The organism is Brachybacterium sp. AG952 (assembly GCF_004362645.1).
GTDB classification, from domain to species: domain Bacteria; phylum Actinomycetota; class Actinomycetes; order Actinomycetales; family Dermabacteraceae; genus Brachybacterium; species Brachybacterium conglomeratum.
Map to the genome: position 1 here is coordinate 161,543 of NZ_SNXV01000006.1, position 16,092 is coordinate 177,634.

At 72.9% G+C, this 16,092-nt stretch carries 12 protein-coding genes; 2 read left to right on the plus strand and 10 right to left on the minus strand.

Annotated features, from left to right (window positions below; all coding sequences use genetic code 11):
• Positions 1 to 75: 75 nt before the first annotated feature.
• The 8 genes from DEU31_RS14535 to DEU31_RS14570 form a co-directional block, all read right to left on the minus strand.
• Positions 76 to 2,403, minus strand: coding sequence for a GNAT family N-acetyltransferase (locus DEU31_RS14535; protein WP_133677656.1), 2,328 nt, complete (start codon positions 2,401 to 2,403; stop codon positions 76 to 78).
• Positions 2,404 to 2,435: 32 nt separating this feature from the next.
• Positions 2,436 to 3,761 carry a SidA/IucD/PvdA family monooxygenase gene (locus tag DEU31_RS14540; RefSeq protein WP_133677657.1) on the minus strand — a complete coding sequence of 442 codons (1,326 nt, stop codon included), beginning with the start codon at positions 3,759 to 3,761 and terminating at the stop codon, positions 2,436 to 2,438.
• Complete coding sequence (locus tag DEU31_RS14545) at positions 3,758 to 5,287, minus strand: aminotransferase class V-fold PLP-dependent enzyme (protein ID WP_010552293.1); 1,530 nt, start codon at positions 5,285 to 5,287, stop codon at positions 3,758 to 3,760. The genes DEU31_RS14540 and DEU31_RS14545 overlap by 4 nt, the downstream gene beginning before the upstream one ends.
• 274 nt (positions 5,288 to 5,561) lie before the next feature.
• Positions 5,562 to 7,262, minus strand: coding sequence for an amino acid carrier protein (locus tag DEU31_RS14550; RefSeq protein ID WP_133677658.1), 1,701 nt, complete (start codon positions 7,260 to 7,262; stop codon positions 5,562 to 5,564).
• Positions 7,263 to 7,662: 400 nt separating this feature from the next.
• A complete protein-coding gene (gatB, locus tag DEU31_RS14555) occupies positions 7,663 to 9,174 on the minus strand; it encodes an Asp-tRNA(Asn)/Glu-tRNA(Gln) amidotransferase subunit GatB (RefSeq protein ID WP_010552295.1) in 1,512 nt (503 codons plus the stop codon).
• The gene (gatA, locus tag DEU31_RS14560) at positions 9,171 to 10,697 is read right to left on the minus strand and encodes an Asp-tRNA(Asn)/Glu-tRNA(Gln) amidotransferase subunit GatA (protein ID WP_010552296.1); all 1,527 of its coding nucleotides are present in this window, start codon (positions 10,695 to 10,697) and stop codon (positions 9,171 to 9,173) included. The genes gatB and gatA overlap by 4 nt, the downstream gene beginning before the upstream one ends.
• An 8-nt stretch (positions 10,698 to 10,705) precedes the next feature.
• Positions 10,706 to 11,002 carry an Asp-tRNA(Asn)/Glu-tRNA(Gln) amidotransferase subunit GatC gene (gene gatC / locus DEU31_RS14565; protein ID WP_133677659.1) on the minus strand — a complete coding sequence of 99 codons (297 nt, stop codon included), beginning with the start codon at positions 11,000 to 11,002 and terminating at the stop codon, positions 10,706 to 10,708.
• 81 nt (positions 11,003 to 11,083) lie between these two features.
• Positions 11,084 to 11,887 (minus strand): GNAT family N-acetyltransferase, encoded by an 804-nt coding sequence (locus tag DEU31_RS14570; protein WP_133677660.1) that lies wholly within the window; start codon positions 11,885 to 11,887, stop codon positions 11,084 to 11,086.
• Positions 11,888 to 11,987: 100 nt separating this feature from the next.
• Between DEU31_RS14570 and DEU31_RS14575 the strand changes: the two genes are divergently transcribed.
• Positions 11,988 to 12,242 (plus strand): hypothetical protein, encoded by a 255-nt coding sequence (locus tag DEU31_RS14575; RefSeq protein WP_133677661.1) that lies wholly within the window; start codon positions 11,988 to 11,990, stop codon positions 12,240 to 12,242.
• A 6-nt stretch (positions 12,243 to 12,248) separates the two neighbouring features.
• Here DEU31_RS14575 and DEU31_RS14580 read toward each other — a convergent pair whose 3' ends face one another.
• Together DEU31_RS14580 and DEU31_RS14585 are read right to left on the minus strand one after the other, a co-directional pair.
• Entirely contained in the window at positions 12,249 to 13,148 is a 900-nt protein-coding gene (locus DEU31_RS14580; RefSeq protein WP_010552300.1) for a hypothetical protein, read from the minus strand.
• Entirely contained in the window at positions 13,145 to 13,696 is a 552-nt protein-coding gene (locus DEU31_RS14585) for a hypothetical protein (RefSeq protein WP_010552301.1), read from the minus strand. The genes DEU31_RS14580 and DEU31_RS14585 overlap by 4 nt, the downstream gene beginning before the upstream one ends.
• A gap of 166 nt (positions 13,697 to 13,862) precedes the next feature.
• Between DEU31_RS14585 and DEU31_RS14590 the strand changes: the two genes are divergently transcribed.
• Positions 13,863 to 16,082 (plus strand): RecQ family ATP-dependent DNA helicase, encoded by a 2,220-nt coding sequence (locus DEU31_RS14590; protein ID WP_133677662.1) that lies wholly within the window; start codon positions 13,863 to 13,865, stop codon positions 16,080 to 16,082.
• The last annotated feature ends 10 nt before the right edge of the window (positions 16,083 to 16,092 follow it).

Genomic DNA, 16,092 nt, shown 5'->3' on the forward strand with positions numbered 1-16,092 from the left:
CCGTCATGCTACGCCGCCATTCGAGATGGCGGTGTCACCATCCGGACGCCGGACGGGGATCACACTGGTCACCGCTCAGACGATCGCCCCCACCCTCGCGACGGGGTTGCCCATCCTCCCGGCGTACAGCAGCGAGGAGGCCTGGTCGCCGAGATCCACCATCTGCAGGGTGTTGCGCAGCTGGAGACGGTTCAGGCAGGAGTGGGCGAAGGAGCCGGCGCGGAGGTCCACATCGCCGGCGAGGCCGCGGGCGAGGCCGGGGTGATCGGCCTCGTACTCGTCGAGCACGCTCGCGACCTGGCCCCAGAACCGGTCGGAGGGGAGGATCCCGTCGGCGTCGAGGATCCCGGCGAGGTGACGCAGCACCCCGTCGAAGACGTCGGTGAAGATCGACAGCGCCTTCTCCTCCCCCGGCACCACGGCCCGCACCCGCTCCATGCCCTCCGGCAGGGCACGGCGGCCCACCACCGCCATCTCCTCGCCGATGTCCTTGTAGAACGCGCCGATCACCTGCTGCTCCCGCACGCGCAGGATGAGGTTCTCTCCGTGGGGCATCACCACCACGTCGTGGGCGAGCAGCAGGTGGACCATCGGGCGGAGGTAGGCGCGCAGGTATCCGGCGAGCCACTGCTCGGGCGGCAGGCCGGAGGCGCGTTGCACCGCCGCGGCGACGGAGCGGCCCTCGTGGTCGCGGTGCAGGAGCGCAGCCATGGTGAAGGCCCGCTCCCCCGGTGCGAGCTGCGCGACCGGGTTCTCGCGCCAGAGCGCGGCGAGCATCTTGCGGTGGGGGTTCGTGGTGCGGGTGCGGTGGTAGGCGTCGCCCGTGTACCCGATCGCGGCGCGCTCGCGCAGCACGCGGAAGCCCTGGTCCGAGAACTCCGCATCGCCGGCGACGAGTGCGGCGAGCCAGTCGTTGATGGCGGGGGTGTCGCGCATGTAGTGCGGGGACAGGCCGCGCAGGAAGCCCATGTTCTGGATGGCGAGGGCGACCTTGACGTAGGGGGCGCCCTCGCGGGTGCGGTTGACGAAGGTGCGCAGGGACTGCTGGGGCTGCATCTCGTCGCCGCCGGCGCCGAGGGGGACGAGGTCGCCGCGGGCGATGTCGGGTGCGAAGGTGATCGGCAGGCGGTGGCCGGCCTGCCAGGGGTGCAGCGGCATCAGGTAGTAGTCCGTGGGGTCGAGGCCGCGGCCCGTGAGCCGTGCGGTGAAGGCTGCGCGCTCCTCCGCCGACAGCGACCAGGCGGCGTGGTCCTCCTCGGTGAGGCCCTCGCCGAGGGCGAGGTGGCCGTGCTCGCGCCGCACCGCGACCCATTCCAGGCGGGTGGTGCGGCCCTGCTCGGGGGCAAAGGCGCGGTAGTCGGGCAGGGAGAAGCCGATGCGGCCGTTGCCCGCGAGGAAGCCGGGATGCCCCTCGGTCATCGCCGCCTCGATCCGCGGCAGGTCCGCGTCCAGGAGCTCCTCGGCCGACGGCCGCTCGCCGCGGCTCGCCTCCTCGAGGGTCGCGCAGCGGGCCGCGAGGGTGGAGGCCAGCTCCTCGAGATAGGTGGAGAGGAGATCGTCCGGGATGCCGAGGAGGTCCTGCAGCTCGGCCACGAGGACCTGCACGTCCAGCGGGGTGGGCGTCCCGTCCTCGACGCGGGCGATCGAGGCGGGGTCGACGAGCCAGTGCTCGAGCGGCAGCACCCGGGCGGTGAAGCGGTAGCGGATATCGGCGCCGGGGACGACGAGCTCCCAGGCACCCTCGCCGCGCCGCTCGGGGGCGAGGACGCGCTCGTGGGAGAGCTCGGCGAGCGCCTTGGCGATCAGGTGACGGTGGGCCTGCTCGGCGATGTCGGGGCGGAGATGGACGGTGGACGCGGTGCCGGGGCCGAGGGGCGAGGCGGCGAAGTCGGCGCGGGTGCAGACGCTCAGCGCGGCACGCTTGGTGCCCTCGCCGTCGGGGATCTCCACATGGCGCAGGACCCGGAAGCCGGCCGCGGCGTTCTTGGCGAGCACGGCGCGGTTGCGCTCGTCGGGCTCGACGACCACGCGGGCGGCGCCACGCTCGTACAGGCACCAGGAGATCACCTCCCCCATCACCGCGGCGGTGAGCCCGTGCGCGGGCGCACCGGCGGGCGGGGCGATCAGCAGGTGCATGCCGAGGTCGCCGGGCTCCGGGTCGAGCAACCCTTCCGGGAGGAGGCGGGCGGGGTCGTAGGTCTCGACGTAGACCAGCGGAGTCCCGGCGCGGGAGCCGATCCAGCCCTGCTCGTCGGCGGAGGCGTCGACGCGCTCTAGATAGGCGCGCACCTGGGCAGGGCTGTGCGCGGTCATGCCCCAGAAGCGGGCGCGGTCGGTGGTGAGCCAGCCGTGCAGCAGCTCGGCGTGGGCGGCGGGGTCCAGCGGGGTGAAGGTCAGGTCCATCGTGGTTCTCCTGGTCTGTGCGCGGCCGGCGGTCAGTGCGCGGCCGGCAGGCCGAAGGTCTGGAAGGCGATCGCTCGCTCGATCGGGTAGGGCTCGCGGCCCAGCACGGCGGCGAGCACCACGGAGGCGCGCCAGGCGCCGAAGCCGAGGTCCGGGGCGGTCACGCCGTGGGTGTGCTCCTCGGTGCCGAGCACGTGGAGACGGCCCGGTTCGTCGACCGTGTAGTCGCGGGCGACGTCGAGGCGGCCCGATGCGTCCCGTCGGACCCGGTCGCCGAGCGGGGCCAGGAGGTCGGCGTCGCGGGGGCGGTAGCCGGTCGCGGCGACCATGGCGCCGGTGCGGTGCTCGGCCGTCTCCCCCGTGAGCGAGTGGGCGAGGTCCAGGACGATCTCGTCGCCGTCCGTGCGGGCGCCGGTGACGGCGGTGGCGGTGAGCAGGCGCGAGGGGAGCTCGCGTCCGCCGGCGGTGAGGCCGTACAGCAGCTCGTGGATCTCGTCGATCAGGTCCGCGCTGATGCCCTTGTGCAGGGCGCGCTGGGTGCGGGAGAGACCGTCGCGGACGTCCTCGGGCAGCGCCCGGTGCAGGTCGGTGTACTCCGGGGAGGTCATCTCGAGGGTGAGCTTGGTGTACTCCATCGGGAAGAACCGCTCCGAGCGGGTCACCCAGTCCACCCTGGTGCCGCGCGGGGCGGCAGCGGCGAGCAGGTCGCGGTAGACCTCGGCGGCGGACTGGCCGCTGCCCACGACGGTGACGGAGCCCGCTTCCAGCAGGTCCTGCTTGCGGTCGAGGTAGTCGGCGCTGTGCAGGACCGGGGCGGGGCCGCCCTCCCCCGCGAGCGCCTCGAGCGGGGGCGGGAGGTGCGGGGCGGTGCCGAGGCAGAGCGCGACGTGGCGGGTTCGCAGCTGCTCGAAGCGCGTGGTCGCGCCATGGTCGTCGAGCACGGCGAGGGTGACCAGCAGGTGGTCACCGTCCTCCTCGATCGCGAGGGCGCGGCGGCCCCAGCGCAGGCTCTCCAACCGTTCCGCGACCCAGCGGCAGTAGGCGTCGTACTCGCTGCGCAGCGGGGCGAAGGACTCGCGGATGTAGAAGGAGTAGAGGCGCCCGGTGGCCTTGAGGAAGGCGAGGAACGAGTAGGGAGAGGTCGGGTCCGCCATGGTCACCAGGTCGGCGAGGAAGGGGACCTGCAGGGTGGTGCCCTCGAGCATCATGCCGGGGTGCCAGGAGAAGCCGTCCGCCTGGTCGACGAAGACGGCGTCGAGGTCGTCGAGGGGGTCGGCGAGCGCGGCGAGGCCCAGGCCGAAGGGACCGATGCCGATGCCGACGAGGTCGTGGACGTGCTGCGGGGCGGGGGTGGTCATCGGGTCTGCTCCGTGGCGGCGAGGCGGCTGCCGGCGAGCAGGCCGCGGCCGGTCGCGCGGACGAGGTCGAGCACGGCTGCGACGTCCAGCAGCGTGGTGTCGGGGTTCAGGAGGGTGAGCTTCAGCCAGGGGGTGCCGTCGATGGTGGTGCGGGCGACCATGGCGCGGCCGGAGTGGAACAGGATCCGACGGATCAGGGGCTGCAGCGCGTCGGTGCGGGCGTCGTCGAGCCCTTCGGGGCGGAAGCGGAAGATGACGGTGGAGAGGTCGGTGGTGCCCAGCACGTGCAGGTCGGGATCCTCGGCGAGCAGCTCCCGCACCTCGGCGGCGAGGTCGCAGCAGGCGTCGACCATGTCCCCGATCGCGTCCGGCCCGAGGGAGCGCAGCGTGGTCCACAGCTTCAGCGCGTCGAAGCGCCGCGTGGTCTGGAGGGACTTGTCGACCTGGTTCGGCTCGGCGTCCTCGGAGGCTGCCTCCGCGGCGGGGTTGAGGTAGTCGGCGTGGTGCGCGGTCGCGGCGAGGTCCGCGCTCTCCCGCACGATCAGGGCGCTCGAGGAGACGGGCTGGAAGCAGGTCTTGTGGTAGTCGACGGTGACGGAGTCGGCGTGCTCGATGCCGTCCAGGAGGTGGCGGCGGGTGCGGGAGAGGAGCAGGCCTCCGCCGTAGGCGGCATCGACGTGGAGCCAGGCGCCGTGGGCACGGGCGGCCTGGGCGATCTCGGGCAGCGGGTCGATGAGGCCTCGGTCGGTGGTGCCGGCGGTCGCGACGATCGCCATGGGCAGCTTGCCTGCCGCCTCGAGGGCGGCGAGCGACTCCCGCAGCGCGGCTGCGTCCATGCGTCCCGCGGCGTCGGCGGGGACGGCGACGACGGCGTCCTCGCGCAGTCCGAGCAGGCGCGCGGAGCGGGTGACGGAGAAGTGGGCGGCCTCGGTGGCGAGGACCCGCAGACGGGGCAGCAGGGCGGCGCGGTCCTCGTCCGCCGTGCGCTCGGCGCGGGAGCGGGCGAGGAAGAGGGCCTGGAGGTTGGACTGGGTGCCGCCGGAGGTGAACACGCCGTCGCCGGCGGTGAAGCCGATCCGCTCGGCGGTCCAGTGCACCAGGCGCTGCTCCATCAGGGTCGCGACCAGGGACTGGTCAAAGGTGTCCACGGAGGTGTTGATCGCGGCGAGCATCGCCTCGGCGGCGACGGCGGGCAGCACGACGGGGCAGTTGAGGTGCGCGAGATAGGAGGGGTGGTGGAACCAGACGGCGTTGCCCGCGTAGAGGGAGTCAGCCTCGGTCAGGGCGGCGGCGTCCCCCACGCCGGGGCCGTCGAGGTCGACGCCCTCCACGAGCTGCTCGAGCCGCCGGCGGTCGGGGCCGACGGAGGGGGCGCGCACCGTGCGGAGCCGCTCGGCGACGTCGCGGGTGACCTGGCCGAGCAGGTCCTGGTAGGCGTCGGCGGTGCGAGCGGTGAGCAGTCCGGTCTCCGCGGCGGCGGTCCCGTCGGGGGCCGAGGCCGCCGGTCGCGTTGCGAGTGAAGCCATGGGGAGGACCTCCTGGGGCGGCGGGCCATCCGGACCCGCCGGGGTAAGGGTTGCCTACCCTAAATACGCAAACGTGTCGTTTCGCAAACCCCGGAGCCGCCCGGATGAGAAGCGCCACGACGGTGCCGGATCGGGCAAAAGCCGTGGACACGGGCTCGCCGAGGTGCTTATCCGATGGGTCCCGTGATGGACGGATGTCCGTCAGCCGTGCTCATGACGAGGGGCCGCCCCGGTGCGTCCGGAACGGCCCCTGTCTTGCAGGACGGGTGCGGGGTCAGACCCCGGCAGAGCTGCGCTCCGCCTGCGGGTCGGCGTCGCCCCCGCGCTCGGGATCCTGGCCCCAGACGTCGTAGTCCGTCTCCCCCATCGGCGAGGCGAGGTCGTCGTCGTGGTGGTCGGCGCGGACCGGGAAGTCGGGGTCCTCGGCGAGCTGGCGGTGGAGGTCCGCCAGGCGCAGCTCCTCGGTCAGGGTGCGGTGCTCCTCGGCGGCAACCTGCTCCGCCGTGGGCTCGTGGGAGCCCATGCCCACCTGGAGGTCCGGCTCGACCTCGGAGAGGGCGCCGACGCTCACTCGGTAGCGGTGGCGCAGGATCTCCAGGCGCAGCACGCGGGCGAGGAAGTAGATGCCCAGCAGGTTCGGGACCGACATGAGGAAGAACATCGCGTCGGAGAAGGCGATCACGGAGTCCAGCGAGATCGCGGCTCCGACGATCACGGCGAGCACCCAGGCGATGCGGAAGGCGTTCTGCACCAGCGCGGAGCTGCCGAAGAGGAACTTGGCGCTGAGCTCGCCGTAGTAGGCGTAGGCCAGCACGGTCGAGAAGCCGAACAGGGCGACGGCGACGGTGAGGAGGTAGGGGAACCAGCCCGCGACGGTGCCGAAGGCGGCCGCGGTCAGCGCCACGCCGTCCTCCCCGCCGCCCTGGTAGACGCCGGTGATGACGACCGCGATCGCGGTCAGCATGCACACGCCGATGGAGTCGACGAGCGGCTCCCACAGGGCGGTGAAGCCCTCGGTGGCGGGCTCCTTCGTCTTCGAGGCGCTATGGGCCATGCCCGCGGAGCCGACGCCCGCCGCATTGGAGAACAGCGCGCGCTGGATGCCGATGACGGCCACGCCGATGATGCCGCCGGTGACGCCGTCGGCCGTGAAGGCGCTGGTGAAGATCGTTGCGACCGCCGCGGGCAGCGCCTCGATGTTCACCAGGATGATCGCGAGCGTGCACAGCACGTAGAGCACGGCCATCGCCGGCGTGATCGCGGAGGTCCACCGGGCGATCTTCGTGACGCCGCCGAGGATCACGATCGCGGTGAGCACGGCCATGACCGCGCCGATCAGCCACTGGTTGCCCGAGAGGAACTCGCTGCCGGTCGAGGAGGCGACGATCGCGGCGACCTGGTTGGACTGGAAGAGGTTGCCCGCGCCGAACACGCCGACGAGGGTGAAGATCGCGTACAGCACCGCGAGCACGCGTCCCAGGCGCCTGCGGCCGATCTGCGCGAGGCCGTCGCGCAGGTAGTACATGGGGCCGCCCTCGGTGGTGCCGTCGGCGTTGACCGTGCGGTACATGACGCCGAGGGTCGCCTCGGCCATCTTCACGCTCATGGCGAAGAAGCCGAAGATCGCGATCCAGAGCGCGGCGCCGGGGCCGCCGGCCGCGATCGCGACCGCGACGCCGGCGATGTTGCCGAGGCCGACGGTGCCGGAGAGCTCGGTGGCGAGCGCCTGGAAGCTGGAGACCTCGCCGGGATCGGTCTTGGCGGTGTACCGCCCGCGGATCACCTGGATCGAGTGCTTGAGCCCGGTGATCGGCTGGAAGCGCAGCCAGACGGTCAGGAAGATCGCGGCCGCCATCAGCCACACGACGATGATCGGGACGCCGCCGAAGATCGGCGCCTCGTAGAACACGACGGCGCTGAGGAAGGCGGCGATGGGGCCGAAGATCGTCTCGACGGCCGCGTCTATTCCAGGCATCTGAGGGGGTTCTCCTTCGGCGGGGGTCCGCCGGGTCGGGGACTCGGGGCCCGCAGGGCGCCGGTCACCGAGGAGGGAGGCGGCACAGCGGACGACGAACGACTGTACCCAGGGGTAACCTGCGCGCTCCGCCGCACGCCGCGCACCTCCGACTGAGCGGAACCTGTGCATGACATGGGCTTTCGCCCGCCACCTCGGCGTGCTTGTCCGACAATCCGGCCAACAGATCCTTTACCCGCTCTTGACCTGAGCCGTGGAGACGCTCACATCGGCGCAGCGGTCAGAAGGTCCGCAGCGCACCGCGGTCCGCGTCCGCGCGGAGCCTCTCGGCGTCGACGCAGACAGGACGGGCCGCCCCTGCGCGGGGCGGCCCGTCCTTCGTGCGCTGTGCGGCGAGGGCTCAGCTGACGCCGAGCTTCTCCATGATGATCTCGCGGACGCGGCCGGCGTCGGCCTGGCCGCGGGTGGCCTTCATGATCGGGCCGATCAGGGCGCCGATCGCCTGGACCTTGCCGCCCTGGATCTTCGCGACCACGTCGGGGTTGTCGGCGATCGCCTGGTCCACGGCGGAGGTGAGCACGGAGTCGTCGGAGACGACGGCCAGGCCCTCGGCCTCGACGATCGCGGCGGGGTCGCCGTTGCCGTCGAGGACCTTCACCAGCACCTGCTTGGCGATCTTGTCGTTGATCTTCTTCCCGTCGACCAGGCCCTGCAGCTCGGCGACCTGCGCCGGGGTGATCTCAAGGTCCTCGATCTCGACGTCGCGGTCCTTCGCCACGCGGGCGAGCTCGCCCATCCACCACTTGCGGGCGGACTGGGCGGTGGCGCCGGCGGTGACGGTCTGCTCGATGAGGTCCAGGGCGCCTGCGTTGATGACGTCGCGCATCTCGAGGTCGGTGAAGCCCCACTCCCCCAGCAGGCGGCGCCGACGGGCGGCGGGCAGCTCGGGCAGCGCGGCGCGGATCTCCTCGACCCACTCGCGGCTCGGCGCGACGGGCACCAGGTCCGGCTCGGGGAAGTAGCGGTAGTCCTCCGCGTCGGACTTCGGACGGCCCGAGGAGGTGCCGCCGGTGTCCTCATGGAAGTGGCGGGTCTCCTGGACGATCGACTCGCCGGCGTCGAGCAGCCCGGCCTGACGGGAGATCTCGAAGCGCACGGTCCGCTCGATGGAGCGGAAGGAGTTGACGTTCTTGGTCTCGGTGCGGGTGCCGAGCGGGGCGCTCGGGTCCGTGCGCAGGGAGACGTTGACGTCGGCGCGGACGTTGCCGCGCTCCATCCGCGCCTCGGAGACGTCCAGGGCCCGGAAGATGTCGCGCAGGGTGCGGACGTACGCGGCGGCGACCTCGGGGGCGCGGCCCTTGGTGTCCGGGATCGGCTTGGTGACGATCTCGACCAGCGGCACGCCGGCGCGGTTGTAGTCCACCTGGGAGTGGGTGGCGCCGTGGATGCGGCCGGTCGCGCCGCCGACGTGGGTGTTCTTGCCCGCGTCCTCCTCCATGTGGGCGCGCTCGATCTCGACGCGCACGATCTCCCCGTCCTCGAGCTCGACGTCGACCCAGCCGTCGAAGGCGATGGGCTCGTCGTACTGCGAGGTCTGGAAGTTCTTGGTGAGGTCGGGGTAGAAGTACTGCTTGCGCGCGAAGCGGCAGGTCTCGGCGATGGAGCAGTTCAGCGCCAGGCCGATCCGGATCGCGTACTCCACGGCCTTCTCGTTCACGACCGGCAGCGAGCCGGGCAGGCCCAGCGAGGTGGGGGTGATCGCGGTGTTCGGCTCGGCGGCGAAGATGTTCGGCGCGCCGTCGAACATCTTGGTCGCGGTGCCCAGCTCGACATGGACCTCGATGCCGAGGACCGGATCGTAGCGGTCGATCGCCTCGTCGAAGTCGACGGGGGTGATGTCGGTGGTGGTCATCGGGCTGCGCCTCCTGCGAGCTCGGGAGCCTTGGCCAGCAGCGGTCCGCCCCAGGAGTCCTCGAGCAGCGCCTCGAGGGCGCCGCCCACCTGGTACAGGCGCTCGTCGGCGCGGGCCGGGGCGAGGAACTGGATGCCGGCGGGCAGGCCGTCCTCGGCGAGACCCGAGGGCAGGGAGATGCCCGGGGTGCCGGCGAGGTTGGCGGGGATGGTGGCGATGTCGTTCATGTACATCGCGGTGGGGTCGTCGATCTTCTCGCCGAGGCGGAAGGCGACGGTCGGCGAGGTCGGCGAGGCGAGCACGTCGACCTTCTCGAAGGCGGCGGCGAAGTCGCGCTGGACGAGGGTGCGGACCTTCTGGGCGCTGCCGTAGTAGGCGTCGTAGTAGCCGGCCGACAGCGCGTAGGTGCCCAGCAGGATGCGGCGCTTGACCTCGTCGCCGAAGCCGGCGCCGCGGGTCGCCTTCATGACGTTCTCGGCGGTGGGGTGGTCCTCGGGGATCACCCGCAGGCCGAAGCGCATGCCGTCGAACTTGGCGAGGTTCGAGGAGGCCTCCGAGGGCATGATCAGGTAGTAGGCGCCGAGCGCGTACTCGAAGTTCGGGCAGGAGACCCGGACGATCTCGGCGCCGGCGCGCTCGAGCTGGTCGAGGGACTCGGTGAAGCGGGCCCGGACCTCAGGCGCGAAGCCCTCTCCCTCGAGCTCCTCGATCACGCCGATGCGCAGGCCCTTGACGTCGCGCTTGCGGGCCGCCTCGGCGAAGGCGCCGACGGGGTCCGGCAGCGAGGTCGAGTCGCGCAGGTCGTGCCCGGCGATCAGCTCGTGCAGCAGCGCCGAGTCCTCGACGGTGCGGGTGACGGGCCCGGCCTGGTCCAGGGAGCTGGCCATGGCGATCAGGCCGTAGCGGGAGACGGAGCCGTAGGTGGGCTTGACGCCCACGGTGCCGGTGACGGCGCCGGGCTGGCGGATCGAGCCGCCCGTGTCGGTGCCGATCGCGAGCGGGGCCTCGAAGGCGCCGACGGCCGCGGCGGAGCCGCCGCCCGAGCCGCCGGGGATCCGGTCGCGGTCCCAGGGGTTGCGGGTGGGGCCGTAGGCGCTGGTCTCGGTGGAGGAGCCCATCGCGAACTCGTCCATGTTGGTCTTGCCGAGGATCGGCAGGCCCGCGGCGCGGAGCTTCTCGACGAGGGTCGCGTCGTACGGCGGGACCCAGCCCTCGAGGATCTTGGAGCCGGCGGTGGTGGGCTGGCCCTTGGTGACCAGGACGTCCTTGACGGCGATCGGCACGCCCGCGAGGGGGTGCAGCTCCTCGCCGGCCTCGCGGCGGGAGTCGACGTCGCGGGCGGTCGCGAGAGCCTCCTCCTCGTTGACGTGGAGGAAGGCGTTCAGGTCGCCGTCGACGGCCGCGATGCGGTCGAGGTGGGCGCGGGTGAGCTCCTCGGAGGAGGTCTCGCCGGCCTGCAGCGCGGCGGCCTGGGCGGCGGCGCTGCGGCGGATCATGTCGGGGGTGCTGGTGGAGTCGGTCATGCTCTCTCTCACTCCTCGCCCAGGATCTGCGGGACGGCGAAGCGGCCGTCCTGCACATCGGGGGCGCCGGCCAGCGCCTCCTCCTGCGTGAGGGTCTCGGTCACGACGTCCTCGCGGAAGACGTTCGTCATGGCAATGGGGTGGGAGGTCGCGGGGACGTCCTCGGAGGCGACCTCGGAGACGGAGGCGACAGCATCCATGATGGAGTCGAACTCGCCGGCGAAGCGGGCGATCTCCTCCTCGGTGAGCTGGATCCGTGCGAGGTCGGCGAGGCGTGCGACGTCATCTCGTCCGATCGAAGGCATGGGGACAGTCTAGGACGGGCGCGCGCTCCGGTTCGACGGCCGCGCAGGGGCGCCGCTCACGCGCGGGTGCGGCGGGCCGGCTCAGGGCCGGGTGAGGTAGCGGTATTCGCCGCAGGGCGTGAAGCCTTCGCCGCGGTACAGGGCGCGGGCGGCGGTGTTCCCGGTCTCGACCTCGAGCAGGGCGAGGTCCGCGCCCTGGACGGCGGCGAGGGAGAGCAGGGAGCGCACGACGGCTCGGCCGAGCCCCTCCCGTCGGCGGCCCGGGTCCACGGCGATCTGGTCGAGCACGGCGATCGTGCGGCGGCGATGCGGGACGAGGGCGGCGCGGCCGACGACGTCGATCTCGCGGGATTCCGGGTCGGTGAGGGCGAGGTAGATCGCGGGGGTGCCGGCCATGAGATCGCGCAGCGTCTCGCGGGCGCCCTCCTCGGGGCGCGGGGCGAGTCGCCAGGAGGCCTCGAGCCAGTCCTCGGGCGGTGCGCCGACGGTGATCGCGGCGCGGGGGTCGGGAGCGGTGCGGTGGTCGGCGAGCGGGCGGAGCAGGACATGGACAGGTGGTCCGGCTGCATAGCCGCGCTGCTCGAGAGCCGCGCGGACGGGCTCGTGGTCGAGGCCGTTGGCGGTGAACAGGCGGAAGGTGGGCGTCTCCCCCGCCGCGCCGAGGAGGCTCTCGATCCTCGTCAGTGCCGCATCGAGCGCCGCGGTGTCCGTCGGCGGGTCGATCGGGACGACGCTGTTGGCGCGGCGGGTCACGCCGCGGGAGCGCTGCACCGCGAAGCCGTCCACCTCGAGGCGTGACAGCGCCCGCCAGCCGCCGAGAAGCGTCTCGAGGAGGGCGGCGCCTGCGAGGGCCGGGGACGAGGTGGGGCGGGACCGCTTCGGCATGGCGGCGAGTGTACGGCGGGGACGGGACGGCGGCCGGTCCGCAGCGACCGGCGGAGGGTTAGACTTCCGTCTCCGCCGCATCGCACCGAAGGGACCCGCCATGTCCGTCGATCCGAACATCGATTACACCTCGCACGATCCTGAGGACGGCGAGCAGGCCTCCGAGGATCCGAGAATCCGCGAGGCGCAGGAGCTCGAGGCCCGGATGCGTCGGGCGCTGGCCACGAAGGAGAACCCGCTGAGCGACTCCGAGTCCACTTCGGAGCGTCTGCGCCGGCTGGAGCGCGAGGGCGCGCCGTCGGCCGAGTCCGCGGAGTCCGCTGAGGGCTCCGGGGACTCCGAGCCCGAGTCCTGAGCCCGCTCAGCGCCGCTCCGGCGGCGGCATGAGCAGCAGCGGCAGGTAGAGCACGCCCGAGAGGTTGTACGGGAAGGTGATCCGCATGATCACCTTGATCCCCCAGTGCATCGAGAAGGCACCGGCGGCGAACAGCCATCCGAGGCGTCGGTCCGCGAGGGCCAGCGGTGCGCCGAGCTCGAGCACGAGCGATCCCGCCGCCATCACCGTGAACAGCCCGGTGTGCGGGCCGAGAACGCGCAGCAGCGGGTTCGAGCCCTCGCCGAGCATCTCCTTGCGCAGCGAGTCCACCGCGACCTGACTGCGCATCGACGCGCCGCTCGCCCAGCGCATCCCGTCGGGGCCTGTGAGCTTCGCGAGACCTGCCAACAGGTAGGTCAGGGTGACCGCGCCGTTCATCACAGCAGGCGTCGCGCCGTACATCCACGAGCGCCGCTCGGGCAGCAGGATCCGGTCGCGCAGCAGGGCGTCCACGCTGAGCGCGTCGGCCGCGGGGGCGGCACCGAGCACCATCGTGTGCAGCACCAGGTTGTTCTCGTGGTGGAAGACCATCGACCAGGAGTTGCGGTAGCTGAAGTTCCAGGTCTGCAGCGCCGAGTGCAGCGGGCCGGTGACCCGGTGCCCGATCCCGGCGGTGAACAGCGCCCCCGTGACCAGGGAGGCATCCAGCAGCGCGTCCGCGACCCGGGGCGGGAGCGGCTTCTTCAGCACCCGCGCCACGCCCACGGGGTCGAAGCTCTCGGTCGCGGTGCGGTGCACTCCTTGATACAGCGAGCGGCGGCGGCCGACGTGCCACAGGTGGTAGCCGCCGACGGCGAGGCGCAGCAGGGCGGGGGCGGTCGGGGGCGCGGCGGGGGCCAGGTGACGCCGGGCGGTGTCCGCGAGACGGCGCAGCAGGGGGCTCATCGTCCGGCCTCCACCACAGCGGCGGGGCGACGGCCCGGGACGGGCGCCGCGCCGACCAGCTCGATCGAGCGGGTGAAGTCCTCGCGTTCGCTGCCGCGCAGGTAGGAATCGAGGTGGTAGCGGCCGCGGACCATGCGGACCTCGAGGATCCCGCGGTCCTCGGCGCGGTCGCGGGCGGCGAGCAGCGCGGCGGCGTGCTCGGCGAGGCGCTGACCGTGGCCGTCGCGTACCCGCCTGCGGACCTGGCGGCGCACGGCGTTCAGCCCGCCGGTGCCGAGATAGCTGTAGTGCAGGGGCCGGGAGGTGCCGTCGGCGTCGATGCCGAGCAGGTGCGCGACCCGGTAGTGGGCGGAGCGCCGGGCGGAGAACATCGGGTAGTGCGAGAAGGGGAAGGAGTCCCGCACCTCACCCTCCGCGGCGTAGCGGCGGGCGGGCAGGGCCACGGCGGTGAGCAGGGCTCCCGCGAGGAGGCCGGCGAGGAGGCGGGTGGCAGGGGTGTCGGGGACGGAGGCTCCGGCGGAGCGACGGTGCAGCGCTGAGGAGGTCATGGCCGGAACACTAGAGGGACCGGATGAGACGGGGTGCGCAGGGGATGAGAGGTGCATGAGAGCTGTCTCAGACACCCGCCCAGGACCGTTCCCCCCCCAGCGTGCGCGTGTCCACGACGCTGCCTCGGGGTCGTCGGGCGTCGGCCCGGCTTGCCACACTGGGTCCATGAGCACGACGCCGCACTCCCCCGCCGCCCCGACCGACAGCGCCGCGCTGCACGAGGAGGCCCTCGAGTCGCTGCGCGCCCTGACCGGGCGAGAGGACGCCCGCTTCCACCCCGGCCAGTTCGAGGCGATCCAGGCTCTGGTCGCCGAGCGGCGCCGCGTGCTGGTCGTCCAGCGCACCGGCTGGGGGAAGTCGGCGGTGTACTTCCTCTCCGCGCTGCTGCAGCGGCGGCGCGGCGCCGGGCCGGCGCTGATCATCTCCCCGCTGATCGCGCTGATGCGCGATCAGGTCGCCGCCGCGAGACGGGCCGGGGTGCGGGCCGAGGCGATCAGCTCCGCGAACCCCACCGAGTGGCGCGACATCGAGGAGGGGCTCGCGGCGGATGAGATCGACGTGCTGCTGGTCTCCCCCGAGCGTCTGGTGAATCCCCGCTTCCGCGAGGAGCAGCTGCCGCGCCTGGTGGACCGCTGCGGGCTGCTGGTGATCGACGAGGCCCACTGCATCTCCGACTGGGGCCACGACTTCCGCCCCGACTATCGCCGGCTGCGGGATCTCGTCGCCGAGCTCGGCTCCGAGGTGCCCGTCCTCGCGACCACCGCGACGGCGAACTCGCGCGTGGTCGCCGACGTCGCCGAGCAGCTCGGCACCGGCGGGGCCGACGGGGAGGTGCTGACTCTGCGCGGTTCGCTCACCAGGGAGTCGCTTCGGCTGGGGTCGATGAGCCTCGCCGATGACCGGCAGCGCCTGGACTACCTGGTGCGGCACCTGGACTCCTTCGAGGGCTCGGGGATCATCTATGCCCTGACCGTCTCCGCCGCGGAGGATCTCGCCTCCCTGCTGGACCGGCCCGGCAGGCGGGTGCGCGCCTATACGGGCCGCACCGATCCGGAGGAGCGGGCCGAGCTCGAGCAGGCGCTGAAGGACAACGAGGTCAAGGCCCTTGCCGCGACCAGCGCGCTGGGGATGGGCTTCGACAAGCCGGACCTCGGCTTCGTGATCCACCTCGGGGCGCCCTCCTCCCCCGTCGCCTACTACCAGCAGGTGGGCCGCGCGGGCCGTGCGACCGACCGGGCGGACGTGCTGCTGCTGCCGGGGAAGGAGGACCGGGCGATCTGGGAGTACTTCGCGACCGCCTCGATGCCCACCCAGGAGTCCGCCTCGCAGGTCCTCGCCGCGCTCGCGGAATCGGGGGCGCCGCTGAGCACCCCGGCGCTCGAGGCGCGGGTGGACGTGCGCCGCAGCGCCCTCGAGCTGCTGCTGAAGGTGCTCGCCGTCGACGGCGCGGTCCAGAACGTCAAGGGCGGCTGGGTCTCCACCGGCGCGCCCTGGCACTACGACGCCGAGCGCTACGAGACCGTCGCCCGCGCCCGCCGCGAGGAGCAGCAGGCGATGCTCGAGTACGAGGCGCTCTCCGGCGGGCCCGAGCAGTGCCGGATGGTGTTCCTCGCCCGTCAGCTCGACGATGAGACCGCCGTGCCCTGCGGCCGCTGCGATGTGTGCGCAGGGCCCTGGTACCCGGCGCCGGACGCACCGGCGACCAGCGCGAGTGAGGGCGGCGCCGACGACGGGGCCGATGCCCGCGTCGCGGCGCTGCTGGAGCGGGTCGGCGTGCCGGTCGAGCCGCGGGCGAGCTGGCCCTCGGGCCTGGACCGGCTGCTCGGCACCGGCGCGCCGAAGGGGCGGATCCCCGAGAGCGAGCGCGCCGCGGAGGGCCGGGTCATCGCACGCATGTCGGACCTGGGCTGGGCGGTGCCGCTGCGGGAGCTGCTGGGCACCGACGAGGACGGCCGGCCCGTCGACGCGGTCGTCCCCGAGCGGATCGGTGACCGGATCGTCGAGGTGCTGAAGGACTGGGACTGGCAGCAGCGCCCCGCCGCTGTGGTCGCCGTCCCCTCGACCACTCGCCCTCAGCTGGTGGGCTCCCTCGCGGCGGGCATCGCCTCGATCGGGCGGCTCGAGGACCTCGGCGCTCTCGACCTCGCCCCGGGCGCGGGGCCGCTGCGCGGCGGCGGGAACAGCGCCTTCCGCGTCGCGGACCTGTGGGAGCGCTTCGCCGTGGGTGCCGAGCTGCAGGCGCGGCTCGACGCTCTTGATGGCGCGCCGATCATGCTGGTCGACGACGTGATCGACACGCGCTGGACGATGGCCGTCGCCGCGCGGCTGCTGCGCCGCGCAGGCTCCGGTCCGGTGCTGCCGCTGGCGCTCGCGCAGCAGGCGTGAGCGGCAGGCC

Excerpts from the sequence above, each read along its gene's own strand:
- gatB (WP_010552295.1), bottom strand. The coding sequence starts at position 9,174 with ATGACCACCACCGACATCACCCCCGTCGACTTCGACGAGGCGATCGAC.
- DEU31_RS14580 (WP_010552300.1), bottom strand. The coding sequence starts at position 13,148 with ATGAGCCCCCTGCTGCGCCGTCTCGCGGACACCGCCCGGCGTCACCTG.
- DEU31_RS14585 (WP_010552301.1), bottom strand. The coding sequence starts at position 13,696 with ATGACCTCCTCAGCGCTGCACCGTCGCTCCGCCGGAGCCTCCGTCCCC.
- DEU31_RS14540 (WP_133677657.1), bottom strand. The coding sequence starts at position 3,761 with ATGACCACCCCCGCCCCGCAGCACGTCCACGACCTCGTCGGCATCGGC.
- gatC (WP_133677659.1), bottom strand. The coding sequence starts at position 11,002 with ATGCCTTCGATCGGACGAGATGACGTCGCACGCCTCGCCGACCTCGCA.
- DEU31_RS14535 (WP_133677656.1), bottom strand. The coding sequence starts at position 2,403 with ATGGACCTGACCTTCACCCCGCTGGACCCCGCCGCCCACGCCGAGCTG.
- gatA (WP_010552296.1), bottom strand. The coding sequence starts at position 10,697 with ATGACCGACTCCACCAGCACCCCCGACATGATCCGCCGCAGCGCCGCC.
- DEU31_RS14550 (WP_133677658.1), bottom strand. The coding sequence starts at position 7,262 with ATGCCTGGAATAGACGCGGCCGTCGAGACGATCTTCGGCCCCATCGCC.
- DEU31_RS14575 (WP_133677661.1), top strand. The coding sequence starts at position 11,988 with ATGTCCGTCGATCCGAACATCGATTACACCTCGCACGATCCTGAGGAC.
- DEU31_RS14545 (WP_010552293.1), bottom strand. The coding sequence starts at position 5,287 with ATGGCTTCACTCGCAACGCGACCGGCGGCCTCGGCCCCCGACGGGACC.
- DEU31_RS14570 (WP_133677660.1), bottom strand. The coding sequence starts at position 11,887 with ATGCCGAAGCGGTCCCGCCCCACCTCGTCCCCGGCCCTCGCAGGCGCC.
- DEU31_RS14590 (WP_133677662.1), top strand. The coding sequence starts at position 13,863 with ATGAGCACGACGCCGCACTCCCCCGCCGCCCCGACCGACAGCGCCGCG.